This is a genomic window from Klenkia terrae (assembly GCF_900491935.1).
In the GTDB taxonomy this organism is placed as follows: Bacteria; Actinomycetota; Actinomycetes; order Mycobacteriales; family Geodermatophilaceae; genus Klenkia; species Klenkia terrae.
On record NZ_UEXK01000004.1, the window covers coordinates 3,250,513 to 3,263,848 of the forward strand.

Annotated in this window: 9 protein-coding genes and 1 pseudogene; 5 read left to right on the forward strand and 5 right to left on the reverse strand. The window is 71.9% G+C overall.

Going from position 1 to position 13,336, the window contains the following annotated elements; all coding sequences use genetic code 11:
* Positions 1 to 145: 145 nt before the first annotated feature.
* Both LFA75_RS16290 and LFA75_RS16295 read left to right on the forward strand, forming a co-directional pair.
* A pseudogene (locus LFA75_RS16290) lies at positions 146 to 359 on the forward strand (integrase core domain-containing protein); the annotation flags it as partial.
* A 231-nt stretch (positions 360 to 590) separates the two neighbouring features.
* The gene (locus tag LFA75_RS16295; protein ID WP_225236072.1) at positions 591 to 2,192 is read left to right on the forward strand and encodes a DUF2142 domain-containing protein; all 1,602 of its coding nucleotides are present in this window, start codon (positions 591 to 593) and stop codon (positions 2,190 to 2,192) included.
* Here the strand turns inward: LFA75_RS16295 and LFA75_RS16300 are convergent.
* Positions 2,168 to 3,286 carry a glycosyltransferase family 4 protein gene (locus LFA75_RS16300; protein ID WP_225234661.1) on the reverse strand — a complete coding sequence of 373 codons (1,119 nt, stop codon included), beginning with the start codon at positions 3,284 to 3,286 and terminating at the stop codon, positions 2,168 to 2,170. The genes LFA75_RS16295 and LFA75_RS16300 overlap by 25 nt on opposite strands.
* A 701-nt stretch (positions 3,287 to 3,987) precedes the next feature.
* On the opposite strand from LFA75_RS16300, the gene LFA75_RS16305 reads away from it, so the two are divergent.
* The gene (locus LFA75_RS16305) at positions 3,988 to 6,564 is read left to right on the forward strand and encodes a rhamnosyltransferase WsaF family glycosyltransferase (RefSeq protein WP_225234662.1); all 2,577 of its coding nucleotides are present in this window, start codon (positions 3,988 to 3,990) and stop codon (positions 6,562 to 6,564) included.
* The gene (locus tag LFA75_RS16310; protein ID WP_225234663.1) at positions 6,561 to 7,943 is read left to right on the forward strand and encodes a glycosyltransferase; all 1,383 of its coding nucleotides are present in this window, start codon (positions 6,561 to 6,563) and stop codon (positions 7,941 to 7,943) included. Before LFA75_RS16305 ends, LFA75_RS16310 begins: the two co-directional genes overlap by 4 nt.
* Before the next feature lie 21 nt (positions 7,944 to 7,964).
* On the opposite strand, the gene LFA75_RS16315 is transcribed toward LFA75_RS16310, so the two are convergent.
* From LFA75_RS16315 to LFA75_RS16330, 4 genes are all read right to left on the reverse strand, one after another.
* On the reverse strand, positions 7,965 to 9,134 hold the full coding sequence (locus LFA75_RS16315) for a class I SAM-dependent methyltransferase (RefSeq protein WP_225234664.1): 1,170 nt from the start codon (positions 9,132 to 9,134) through the stop codon (positions 7,965 to 7,967).
* A 29-nt stretch (positions 9,135 to 9,163) separates the two neighbouring features.
* Entirely contained in the window at positions 9,164 to 10,480 is a 1,317-nt protein-coding gene (locus tag LFA75_RS16320) for an ABC transporter ATP-binding protein (protein WP_225234665.1), read from the reverse strand.
* Positions 10,477 to 11,289: an ABC transporter permease gene (locus LFA75_RS16325; RefSeq protein ID WP_225234666.1), complete on the reverse strand. Its 813-nt coding sequence runs from the start codon at positions 11,287 to 11,289 to the stop codon at positions 10,477 to 10,479. Before LFA75_RS16325 ends, LFA75_RS16320 begins: the two co-directional genes overlap by 4 nt.
* 183 nt (positions 11,290 to 11,472) lie before the next feature.
* Entirely contained in the window at positions 11,473 to 12,435 is a 963-nt protein-coding gene (locus LFA75_RS16330; protein ID WP_225234667.1) for a glycosyltransferase family 2 protein, read from the reverse strand.
* A 45-nt stretch (positions 12,436 to 12,480) separates the two neighbouring features.
* Between LFA75_RS16330 and LFA75_RS16335 the strand changes: the two genes are divergently transcribed.
* Positions 12,481 to 13,336: glycosyltransferase (locus LFA75_RS16335; protein WP_225236073.1), on the forward strand; the 856-nt coding region annotated here is incomplete at its 3' end.

Consider the following 13,336-nt stretch of genomic DNA (forward strand, 5'->3'; position numbering starts at 1 on the left):
GTGTCCCAAGCTAATGCCCGCACGACCCCGCTGGGCGGGCTGCTGATCGTGCATCGGGCCGCCTCGGGGTGCCGTTGGCGCACATCGCGGTGGCGATGGGTGTCTCCCGCGAGTGCGTGCGAGTCTGAGCGCCCAGCTAGGCACCAAGCAGAAGTTCATCCGCCCGCGCTGCCCCTGGCGGAACGGGAAGGTCGAACGACTCGACCGCACCGTGCCACCGAATGGGCCCGCGACAGCCCTGGACCAGCAACGATGCCCGCACCTCCGCCCGTGGCGGCCTGCTCGAGCACTTCAACACTCAGCGCCGCCACTCGGCACTCGGAGGCACGCCACCGATCAGTCGACTGGCACCAACGTGATGACTCGGTACATCCAGCACCGGTCGCGGCGGGACCGACGGGTGCCGCGGGGGCAGCACGTCGGCCCCCGCGGCACCCATTGGACCGAGGACGACGGGACGGCGGTGCGCCGCGGGTGGGCGCCCCCCGCGTGAGAGGGTGGTCCGGCCCGGAGTGGCCGAGCGTGCCCGTTCCGGCTGCCGCCCGGTGTCCAGCAGCCGACATCCAGGAGTTCCCGTGCGTGGCCGTGTGATGCCCTTGTCCGGACGGCTGCGGTGGCTCGTCCTCTTCGTCGCCTTGTCGGCGTTGGGCGGTGTTTGGGCCGTGGCCACCCCGCTCTACGGGGTGCCTGACGAACCCGCGCACGCCGTCTACTCGGCCGCAGCCGTCCGGGGTGAATTGTTCGAGCCGGGGGACGGCAACCGGGTCGAAGTCCGGGTCCCGGCCGACTTCGCGGCCGCCGGCGCCGTCCCGGTCTGTTACGCCTTCCAACCTGAGGTCCCGGCAGGGTGCGCCGCTGCCTACCCCGACGTCGACGGGGAGGCATCAGTCGTGACGACGGCGGGGCGGTACCCACCGGCTTACTACCTCTACGCAGGGTTGGCCACGTTCGTCGACAGCGGCGCCCAGACCGTCTACCTGATGCGACTGCTGACGGCGGTCCTCGTCGGTGCGCTCCTCGCCTCGGCTACCTGTTCGGTCCTCGATCGGCGGCGCGCCCCCTGGACGAGCCTGGGATTGGCCCTGGCCGGCACCCCGATGCTCTTCTTCTTCGCTGGGGCGGTGAACCCGCAGGCCCCGGAGATTGCAGCTGCGGTCCTGCTGTGGACGTCGGGGGCCGCCCTGTTGGTGACGCTGCGGGCCGACCCTGGGCGGCAGTTGCGCCTGCGCGACCCCCTGGTCCGACGGGTAGTGGTGGGTGCGGCGGTCCTCAGCCTCGCCCGACCCCTGTCGTTGCTGTGGCTTGCTCTCGTCGTGGCGTGCTTGCTCGGTGCGTTCGCGACGGCTCCCGCCCTCCGTGCGATCGTTACGTCGCGCGCCGGCGTCGTCGGCGCGGTGGTCGTGGGGATCACCAGCCTGACGACCCTTGGTTGGGTGCTGGTCCGGGACTCGCTGATCCAGCAAGACGTACCCATCTTCGCCGACCTGCCCTTCTCGCAGGCAGTCATCACTGCCGTAGAGAAGGCCGACAACGAGTACCGCGAGATGATCGGGGTGTTCGGGTGGCGTGACAATGCGGCTCCTGGGATCGCCTACGTGGTCTTCACCCTGCTGCTCGGCTCCCTGCTGCTGGTCGGCTCGTCGGGTGCCCGGCGTCGGCAGCTCGCGGTGCTCGCCGCACTGGCGGGTGTGGTGCTCCTGCTACCCGGGGTCTTGGACCTCAGCGAGTACGAGTCCAGCGCCTTCGCCTGGCAGGGCCGCTACACCCTGCCCATCGCGGTCGGAGTCCCCCTCCTGCTCGGTTTCTTCGCAGACGAGAGGGGTCAGCGTCGGGTCGACCTGGGGGTGACAGTTGACCACTCGATGCGTCGGGTGGCCCTCGCGTTCGGCGCCGGTCTCGTCGTCGTCCACGTCGCTGCGTTCGTGGGGGCTCTCAACCGGAACGTGCACGGGGTCAGTGGGTGGTGGTTCGTGTCGCAGCCCGGTTGGGTCCCGCCCCTGCCGTCCTGGCTCCTGGTCGCGGGCTGCGTTGTCGTGTGCTGCTCCTTGGCAGCCGGGCTGGTCGGAGTGGTCGGATCACAGGCCGATCGCCCGGCTGGGGGGCGCTCGGTACGACCGCCGGAGCAGACAGGCCTCGGAACCGGTGCGGCTCCCGTGGACCGGGTCGATCAGTCGGAGGCCACCCGGCGATAGGCCTCGAGCGTGGCGGCACCGGTCACCCGCCACGTGTACGCCGCGGCGTGCCGACGGCGTGCGTCTGCCACCGGGGCGTCGGGAACTGCAGCGCCCGCCGCGGCGACGGCGGCCGCCAGGGCGTCCCGGTCGCCGGTCGGTACGAACCGAGCCGCCCCCGGGGTGTCGCCCAGCACCTCCCTGGTGACGGGCAGGTCGCTCGCGACGACCGGGACCCCGCAGGCGAAGGCCTCCAACGGCGGCAGTCCGAACCCCTCGTAGGAGGTGGGGAAGAGCAAGGCGGTGGACCCGGCGACGATCGACTGCAGGTCACGGTCGGGCCGGTGCCCCGTAAAGACGACCTTCTCGGCCGGGATACCGCGGGTGTCGAGCGCGGGCCCCCACCCGGGAGGTCCCACCAGGACGAGCGCAGGGACCTCGGGGTCGCTGCTGAGGACCTGCCGGTAGGCCGACAGCAACAGCGGCAGGTTCTTCCTGGGTTCAAGGTTGCCGACCACGACGAACCAGCGCTCGGGGAGGCCCAGCCGGGCCCGGGCGGCAGCATCTGGGGGCCGGGCGCGAGCCCAGCTCGGGCCTACCCCCAGGGGAGTGACAACCACCCGGTCTGCGGGGAGCCGGTACTCCTCGACGACCTCGTCGGCCACCGCCCTGCTGGGGGTGAGGACGACGCCAGCTCGCCGGATGCTGCGGGGCACCAGCTCCCGGTACGCACGCGCGGCGGCGGTCACGGTGGCCGGGGACCGCAGGAAGGACAGGTCGTGCACGGTGACCACCCCGGCGGCACGGCCAGGAGGCGGCAGGACGAAATTGGTTCCGTGCACCACGTTGGTCCGCCCGGTGAGCCGGTCGAACGCCGGGTGCTCCGACCTGGCCCAGGCCCTCTGCAGGAGACGAGCGGGCATCGGGGCGCCCACGCCGGACACCCCGTCCGGGAGCAGGTCCGCCAGTCGTGCCTGGCCCCGTACGGTGACCACCGCGGCGGCCAGGCGGAGGTCGGGTGCGTCCGCCGCGGACGCCAGGTCGTGCAGCAGGGCATCGACGTACCGCCCTACGCCTGTCCTGGGTCCCAGCAGAGGGGTCGCGTCGAGGGTCACGCGCATGGGCACCCCTGGGCCACAGACCCGTGCCGCATCGGACGGTACGTTGGGTCGCCGGGCGTCGGGCGCCCCCTCTGCGTGGGCCCGTCCGACCGACCGCTCATATGCCGTCCACCCCACAGGAGTCGTTCATCGTGACCTCCCCCACCGAAGGCAGTACCGAGGGTACGGAGTCCGCCACCCCGGTCCCGGGGGAGGGCGTCGACGCGACCCCGCCCCAGGCGACTGCTAACGGCTTGCCCGAGCCCGCTCCGGTGGCACCGCCAGGCCCCCGGCCACGGCTTCGTGCCCGGGTGCGGGAGACCGTGAAGCAACGTCTGCCCGAGGGCAGTCGACAGCGGCTGGCCGCGAAGGCGGGCCTGTCGACCTACCGCGAGCTGCTCAACACCGCTTCCACGATCCGGTCGCTGTGGACTGCACCCGGCCTTGCTGAGCCTTCTGCGCCAACCTACCGAACCTGGTTGAAGGACCACGAGGTGACTGGGGAGCAGTCCGACGCCCAGCGCGAGTCCTCTGCTGCCGCAGCCTGCCCCGTCACGGTGCAGGTGGTGATTCTCCCGGGCCAGGGGACCGTCGACAGCACTCTTGACTCGCTGCGCGCTCAGAGCTGGGCTCACTGGACGGCGGTCGTCTGTCGGCCGGACCTCAGCGCGGCGTCGACCGCCCCCGTCTCGGGGCAGGTCGTGGATGCCGGGGGCGTGGTCGTCGACAGCGTCAACACCCACGTGCAGCACGGCTCAGCTGACCTGGTGGTCCTGCTGGAGGCCGGGGACCGTCTGCGCCCGGACTGCCTGTACCAGGTGGCCGCGGCAGCGCACCGTGACCCCCTGGTCGACATCGTCACCTGGGACGACGACGTGCTCACGGAGGGCCGGCCGGCCCAGCCGCTCTTCCGTCCGTCCTGGTCTCCCGAGATGCTGCTCGGCGCACCGTACGTAGGCCGGGCCTTCGCCATCCGCCGGGCGCGCTTCCTCGCCGCCGGCGGCCTGCGCGTCGAGGCCGGACAGGCTCTGCACTGGGACCTCCTCCTCCGTTCGGACTGCGAGGCCGAGCGCGTCACCCGTGTCACCCGGGTCCTCAGCAGCGTGCCGGCCCGGCCGGTCCTGCCCGCCCTCGACGCCGTGCACGCCGTCCAGCAGCACCTGGACCGCAACGGCGTGGCCGCGCGCGCGGAGTCCGCCGGGCCGAGCCGGGTGCGCCTGCGCTGGACCCCGCAGGAGTGGCCCTCGGTCAGCATCGTCATCCCGACGCGGCACAACCGCCCGATGCTGTCGACCTGTCTGCCGTCGCTGGCGCGGACGGACTACCCCGCTTTCGAGGTGGTCATCGTGGACAACGGCGGCCAGACCCCGGAGAACGAGGCGTGGTACGCCGCCCGCGAGGACGGCTTCCCGACCGAGGTGCTGTGGTGGCACGAGCAGCCCTTCAACTACTCGGCCGTCAACAACGCCGCGGTCCGCACCAGCAACGGGGAGGTGCTGGTCTTCCTCAACGACGACACCGAGGTGCTCGACCCGCTCTGGCTGCAGGAGCTCGTCGGGTGGGCCACCCAGCCGGACGTCGGCGTCGCGGGGCTCCAGCTCACCGGTCCCGACGGCGCCATCCAGCACGCCGGTGTGGTCCTGGGCATGGGCGGGTTCGCCGACCACGTCTTCGAGGGCATGGCCCCGGGCAGCGACTCCATCTACGGGCCTACCGACTGGTACCGCAACGTGCTGGCTGTCACGGGGGCCTGCCTCGCCGTGCGGCGCGAGGTCTTCGACCACGCCGGCGGTTTCGACGAGCGGTTCGTGCTGTGCGGCTCCGACGTCGCCCTCGGCCTGGACACCCACCTGGACGGCAAGCGCAACGTCTGCTCCCCCTACGCGGGGATCCGGCACCTGGAGTCGGCCACCCGGGGGACCACGGTGCCCACCGAGGACTTCTTCGCCAGCTACTGGAAGTACAACACCTGGCTGTTCGGGGGCGACCCGTACTGGAGCCCCAGCCTGTCGCTGAGCAGCCGGGAGCCCCAGCTGCGCAGCCGCTTCGAGCCCAGTCCCGGGCAGCGGTTGGCCGGGCCGCTGGGCAGGGACTTCACCGCCTTCCGGCAGCGCAACGACGCCGCCGAGTCGCGGATGCTCGCTGACATGTGCCGGGCTCTGCCCTCCGACGTCCGGGCGGTGGAGGACCTGCACGCGCAGAACGCCGAGCCGTTCCAGGTGAGGACCGTCAACTGGTTCATCCCGGACATCGACAGCCCGTTCTACGGCGGGATCAACTCCGCGCTGCGGATCGCGGACGAGCTCGCGCGCAACCACGGCGTCGAGAACCGGTTCGTCGTCTGGGGCAGTCCGCCCGACCACTTCGTGCGGTCGGCGCTGGCCGCGGCCTTCCCTTCCCTGGCCGACTCCACCATCGTCTTCTTCGACGGATCGCAGGGCGACCTGGCCAAGGTGCCCAAGGCCGACGTGGGCATCGCCACCCTGTGGGTGACGGCGTACGCGCTGGCACACGCGCCGAACATGCGTCGCAAGTTCTACCTGATCCAGGACTTCGAGCCGATGTTCTACCCGGCGAGCACGCTGTACGCGCTGGCAGAGGAGACCTACAAGCTCGGCCTGTACGGGTTGTGCAACACCGACAACCTGCGGCAGATCTACGCCGGGGACTACGGCGGCCGCGGCATGAGCTTCGCCCCCGCCGTCGACGACACCGTCTTCCATGCCCGGTGGCGGCACCAGCGGACCCCGGGGTCGCCCGTCACCGTCTTCGTCTACGCCCGGCCGGGGCACTGGCGGAACTGCTGGGAGATGGCATCCCTCGCCCTCGAGGAGCTCAAGCGCCGGATGGGCGACGGGGTCCGGATCGTGACCGCCGGTGCCTGGGCCGCGGGCCAAGGGGCCGATGAGGACATCAAGCCCCTGGGGCTGCTCCCCTACCGCGCCACCGGTGAGCTGTACCGGAACAGCGACGTCGGGCTGGCGCTCACGGTGTCCAAGCACCCGTCGTACCTGCCGTTGGAGTTGATGGCCTGCGGCGTGCCGGTCGTGGCCTTCGACAACCCGTGGGGGCACTGGATCCTCGAGCACGAGGAGAACAGCCTGCTGGCCAAGCGGACCGCGGACGACCTGGCCGACCAGCTGGAGCGTCTGTGCCGGGACCAGGAGCTGCGGGAGCGGCTGTCGACCCAGGGGCTGCAGGACATCGCGGCTCGGCACGGCAAGTGGGACCCGGCACTCGCCGGGATCTACGACTACCTCTGCGACCCGGAGGGCAAGGGCGCGCGCGGATGACCCGCCTCGGTGGCACTGGAGTCCTGGTCGTCACCGCGGAGTCGCTCGGGGAGCGGATGGCCGGGCCGGCCATCCGCTCCCTGGAGCTCGCTCGTGCGCTCCACCGCGACGGCCGTCCCGGACCGGTCACCGTGGCCTCGCTCGGGGACGCCCGGCTCCTCGACCCGGGCGTGCAGGTCGTCGCCGTCACGGATGTCCCGCACCTCCGGCGGCTCGTGGACGGGGTCGGATCGGTCGTCGTGCAGGGTGATGTGCTGGGGCTCCACCCTTGGCTGGTCGAGACCGACGTCCCGGTGGTCGTGGACGTCTACGACCCCTTCCACCTCGAACAGCTGGAACGGACCCGGGGCGAGGTGCCGGCGCACCGTTGGGCCGTGGTCCGGGACTGCGTCACCTCCCTCAACACCCAGCTCGCCCGGGCCGATTTCGTGCTCTGCGCGTCCGGGCGGCAGCGGGCGCTGTGGATCGGCCACCTCGCCGCCCTCGGCCGGGTCAATCCGGTGGTCCACGACCTCGGGGCTGACCTCGCTGGCCTCGTCGCGGTGGTCCCCTTCGGGACCCCGGGTCGGTCGCCAGCACCCCGCGACCGGACGGTCCTCACCCGCGCGTTCCCCGCGGTGGGCCCGGACGACGTGGTGTGCGTCTGGGGTGGCGGGGTCTACCCGTGGCTCGACCCGGAGACGCTCGTGCGCGCCGTGGCCGCCGCACTGGCCGACGTGCCGACCCTGCGGCTGGTCTTCCTGGGCACGAGGCATCCGGTCCAGGGGGTCGAGTCGGCCGCCGGAGACGCTCGGCGTACGGCCGAGGAGCTCGGTGTCCTCGACACGGCGGTCTTCTTCCACGACGGCTGGGTGCCCTACGAGGAGCGGGACGTCTGGCTGCGTGCGGCCGACATCGCCGTCAGCACCCACCACGACCACCTGGAGACCGAATTCGCCTTCCGCACCCGAGTGCTGGACTACCTCTGGTGCGGCCTGCCCGTGGTGACGACGTCCGGCGACGAGCTGGCCGAGGTCGTCGTCGCCCACGGGGCCGGGAAGAGTGTCCCCGCCGAGGACGTCGGCGCCCTCCGCGAGGTCCTGGTCGGGCTCGCGTCCTCGGCGGAGGCCCGGTCCGTGGCCGGTGTCGCAGCCGCCGGACTCGCCGAGACCTTCGCCTGGGACCGGGTCGCCGCGCCCCTGGCTGACTTCTGCGCGCGACCCCGCCGGGCACCCGACCTCGTGCTGGGGCCGGTGCAGCGCGCCCAGCTGGGTCTGCGCTCGCCCAGTCGACGGGGATCTGCGGGCGCGCGGCTGCGCGCTGCCCTCGACGAGGGCGGCGCTGGCCTGGTGGTCCGCCGCGTCGCCGACCGGGTGCGCCGGCAGCTCCGGCGGGGCTGACCCGGCGGATCAGCCCGCGGGCTAGTCGGTCCGACGACGGGCGCTGATCCGCCGGATGACCCCGGCCGCTGCCGAGGCGCCCGGGAGCCTGCGGAGCGTGTCGGTGTCCGCGCGAGCCGCCGCCAGGTCGGACTCCAGCTGCGCCTCACGCGCCTCGGCCGACCGGCGGTCCTCCTCGCGCTGGCGCAGCAAGTCGTCCCGCTGGGCCACGGCGGCGTCGCGGCGGGCGGTGAGCTCGATGACGTGCTGGGCGGAGAAGCGGGGCAGCAGCAGGAACTCGGCGTGCCCGACCTGCTCGGCGAACGGGGCGAAGCGCTGCTGCTTCTTCACCACGACCACGGAGTCGTAGAAGGCGATGCTGTCCACCGTGTCGGTCCACACCCGGTCGACGGTGGTGTCGTGGTGGTAGCCGTTGACGGCGTCGATCTTCGCCTTGCACCACTCGATGAACGTCCCCGCGCGGCCCACCCCACCCTGGTAGCTGTCCCAGTAGGAGGTGTGGCAGTCCTCGGTGAGGAGGACCCCGCCGTCGGCGATCAGCGGGAAGAGCGTCTCAGCAGTCACGATCTGCTGCTCCATCGTGTGCCCGCCGTCGTCGATGACGATGTCGAAGGGGCCGTGCCGCTCGGCCAGCGACCGGAGGAACTCCGGGTCCGTCTGGTCACCGATCTCGACCAGGTGGTCGGGTGCGGACACCTCCCGGGCGCGCTCGTCGATGTCTGCGCCGACGAGGATGGCGTCCGGCCCGAAGAACCAGCGCCACATGTCCAGGGACCCGCCGCGGTACACGCCGATCTCCAGGATGCGCACGGGGCGCCCGCGGAAGCGGGAGAAGTGCTCGGTGTAGATGGGGAAGTAGTGCACCCACTTGTCCAGCACGCGGCCGGTGCGCTTGCTGGAGAAGAAACCGAACAACGGGTCCGACCGCAGCGCCGGGAGTCCATCGCCCAGGTAGAACGCCGCGCGGTAGCACTCATTGGCGAGGAAGTCGAGACCGGTGGCCTCCCGAACAGCGTCACCGAGCGCGCGAGCCATGCCCGCCGGGTCGGCTGCGCTGTCCAGCGCCGTCCGGAGGCGCGCCCGCTCCGCCTGGTCGAGCACCGCGCTCTCGCTGATGGCCCTCTCGACGTCGTCGTCGGACCGCCGGGCCAGCGCCAGCAGGATGGCCTTGAGGGTTTCTTCGTTCAGCACGTGCGTCTCCTGGGGCGGGGGGCGGGGGGTCAGAGGCCGGCGCTGGGTGCGGGGTCGTGACGCCACGTTCCGGGCATCCGCACGAGCCCCGGCTCGGTGACGACGTCGTCGGCGCGGACCTTGAGCACGAAAGCGCGGTCCACGTAGTCGTACATGTGCCCCTTGTCGACGGCGGCCACGCTGAGCAGGTACTCACCGGGCTGCAGGGGGAGGGTGTCCAAGGAGTAGTCGACGCTGCCCCGTCCGGCCGGCACCGGGAAGGCGTCGGGCCCGTAGCCGGAGTTGGGGCCGGCGGCCTGGACCCCGGACTCGTGCACGAAAGCCAGTCCGAAGGTGACGTCGGACAGGTCGCTGGTGGCCTCGTAGTCGATCCGCACCGTGCAGGCCCGGCCGGTGCTGAGGAACTTCCGCTCCCCGCCGTCGGCGTCCAGGTAGCGCACCCCGGTCACCCGGACCTCGCCCGAGCCCCGTCGCGCCGTCTTGCCGACGATGTCGTCGTCGGGCGGTGTGCTGGTACCCGGTGTCGACGAGCTCGCGGCCGAGGCGGTGTCGGCCGCTGCCTCGCGTTCGTTGACAGTGGACAGGTACTGGTCGACGATCTCGCGCGCCGGGCCGACGGCGCGCAACGTGCCGCCGTCGAGCCAGGCGGCCTCGTCGCACAGGTCGGCGACGAGGGACAGCGAGTGGGTGACCAGCACGATGGTCACGCCCTTGCGCCGGAGCTCGTACAGGTGGTCGAAGCACCGTCGCTGGAAGGCCTCGTCCCCGACGGCGATGACCTCGTCGATGATGAGGATCTCCGGATCGAGGTTGACCGCGATGGCGAAGCCGAGCCGGACGTACATCCCCGAGCTGTACACCTTCACGGGGGTGTCGATGAATTCCCCGAGCCCGCTGAACTCGATGATCTCTTCCATGGCGGCGTCGATCTGGCGACGCGTCATGCCCAGGATCGAGCCGTTGAGGTAGATGTTGTCGCGCCCGGACATCTCCGGGTGGAAGCCCGCCCCCAGCTCCAGCATCGCCGAGACCCGGCCGCTGGAGGTGATCGTCCCCGACGTGGGCCGGTGGATGCCGGCCACCAGCTTGAGCAGCGTCGACTTGCCGGAGCCGTTGTGCCCGATCAGCCCGAACGTCCGGCCTGCGGGGATGTCCAGGGACACGCCCTTGAGCGCCCAGAAGTCGTCGTGCCTGCTGATTCGCTGGCGGGCGCTGAAGAGCTCCTTGACGTTGGTCTTCTTGTCGTTGTGCAGGCGGAACTTCTTGGTCACGTCCCGCACTGCGATCGCCGTGACCGCGGGGGAGGGGGAGACGTCGGGGGCGGCCCCGGTGGGGAAGACGCTCACAGTTCCTCACTCACGTCGGCGGACTTGCGTTGGAAGACCGTCCACCCCAGTGCCAGGACGCCCAGGCTGACGACGGTGAGGTAGGCCAGTCGCCCCAGCCCCGGGAACCGGAGGTGCCAGAGCACGTCGCGGAAGGCCTCGACGAAGGAGGTGATCGGGTTGTACTCGTACACCTGCAGCCAGGGATGGGCCGCGTACATGTCTGTGACCAGGGTGATCGGGTAGATGATCGGCGAGGCGTAGAAGAGCAGCCCCAGGACCACGGTCACGATGTAGTTGACGTCGCGGAACCGGGCGTTGGCGATGCTGAGCAACAGACCCAGCCCCAGGGCGAATGCCGACAGGAGCAGCAGCAGGACGGGCACCATGAGGATCGTCCAGCTGAGGTTGAGCACCACCAGGTAGACCACGAACAGCAGACCGAACTCGATCGCCGTCTGGTTCAGCACCGCGAGTGCGGACCCGAAGACCGGCGCGTACGGCGGGAAGTGGATCTTGCGGAGCAACGGCCCCGCGCCGACCAGCGCACCCATCCCGCTGGTCGTGACCGCGTAGAAGAAGTTCCAGACGACCAGGGCCGTGAACAGGTAGACCGGGAAGCTGGTCAGCGAGCCGTTTCCCGCCGTAGGCGTCGGGAACCTCAGGATGAAACCGAAGACCAGGCTGTAGGTGGCCAGTGTGGCGAGCGGGTTGATCAAGGCCCAGGCGCCGCCGAGCAAGCTGCCCTTGTACTTGCCCTTGATCTCCCGGTTGGCGAAGTTTCCGATGAGGCCCCGGTACTGCCACACCTGGCGCAGGGACTGCGTCATCCTGAGTGCTCCACCTGTCTGTTCGAGGGGTCGGCCCCGGCGACGTCGGCGACTCTGCCGGTCGTCGTGCTCACGACACGTCCTGGACAGGTCTCGGCGGCTCGACCATCCTCGCCACGCTAGCACCGGAGTCCGACCGGGCCGTCGAACCGGCGCACCGCTGCAGGGCGCCGGTGGTCGGGGTCATCGCCATCGGCGCGGGTCCACGGACCGGCCGGTGGGACGCCCGCGCACGCAACGGGGCAGCCCTCCGACTGCGTCCCGGAGCACCGACCAGCGCACGCCCGGTCGCAGGTTCCACGGCCGGGCACCGTCGACGGCCGGCGCCGGGCGCACGACCAGGGACAGGGTCGTGACCACGAAGCGCACGGTGACGCCGACGGCAACGGGGACCGGCGCATGGCGCCACAGCATCCAGAGCCGGTTGCGCTCCGTCACGTGGGCGAACAGGCGGGAACGGGGGTCCGTGCTTGCGGCGTGCTGGTGCACGACGACGGCGGTGGGCTCGAACCAGACCGTCCACCCGGCCTCCCGGAGCCGCCACGCGAGCTCGGTGTCCTCGTAGTAGAGGAAGTACCGAGGGTCGAAACCGCCCACCGCGCGGACGGCGTGGGTGCGCAGCAGGGCCGCCCCGCCGCTGAACCCGAAGACCTCCGCGGGTTCAGCGACGCTCGCGGGGTCGGCACCCGCGGCCCGGTCGGCTCCGTACCAGCTGTCGAGCACGATCACACCCGCGTTGTTGACCACCGGTGGTTGGGTGCCGGCCAGCAGCAGCAGGGACGTGATCGCTGCAGCGTCGGGGCGGCGCTGCGCGGCCGCCAGGAGCGCGGCCAGCCAGTCCGGCTCGGCGACGGCGTCGTTGTTCAGCAGTGCTGCGAAGCCGGTGCGCACCTGGTCCAGGCCGGCCTGGACGCCGCCAGCGAAACCGGTGTTCTCGGTGCAGCGGACCACCTGGACGTCGTCCCTGGCGGCCAGCAGCTCGACCGTGCCGTCGGTCGAGGCGTTGTCGACCACGATGACCCGGTGTCCGACCGTCTGGCGCCGCAGGGAATCCAGGCATGCGGTCAGCAGGTGCGCCCCCTGCCACGTCACGACGACGACGGTGACGTCGGCCGGTGGGACGGGGGCGCTCGCGTCGGCAGTCATCGCTGCTGGACGGTAGTCACCCCGGGGTCTCCGTAGGCTCGCCGGATGCGCATCGCGGTCGTGGTGGAACAACTGTCCGCGCGGGTGCCGGGGGGGACGGGCCGGTACACCGCAGAGGTGGTCGCCGGGCTGGTGCGCACCGCGCCGGAGGGGGCGCAGGTTCAGGGCTGGTCGGCTTGGCACCGGCGCGCCTGGGTGCCCCGACTCGCCGGGGCGCCGGCCACCCACCGGCTGCCGTTGCCCTCCCGGGGGCTGACGGCTGCCTGGCAGGCGGGGGTCCCGCTCCGTCCGCGGGGTGTCGACCTGGTCCACGCGCCCACGCTCCTGGCCCCGCCCCGCAGCCGGCGGGCCGGGCTCGTGGTGACCGTCCACGACACCGTCCCGTGGACGCACCCGGAGACGTTGACGCCCCGGGGTGTCCGCTGGCACCGGGGCATGGCCGAGCGGGCCGCCCGACACGCCGACGCGCTGGTGGTCCCGACCAGGGCGGTGGCCGACGACCTCGTGCGCCACCTCGACGTCCGGGTCCCGGTGGTGGTGGCCGGTGCGGCACCCAGCCACAGCGTCGGACGCCCGGCCGACGCGGCCGAACGGGTGCGACGTCTCGGGCTCACCGACGGTCACCTGGTCACCGTGGCCACGCTCGAACCCCGCAAGGGTCTCGACGTGCTCCTGCGCGCGCTCGCGGTCGCCGGTCCGCGCCTGCCTCCACTGGCCGTCGTGGGCCGCCCCGTGTCCCGTCCCACGCCCGCCGCCATGCTCGACATCTCTACCCCGCCTCACCCACGGCGGCCCACGACCGCCAGTACAGCCAGTCGCGGCCCCGCACCCGCCCGCGCGCGCGCTAGCCCTTCGAGACCCCTCCCGGGTGCGCGCGCGGCCACGGAGGCTCCGTGGCCGG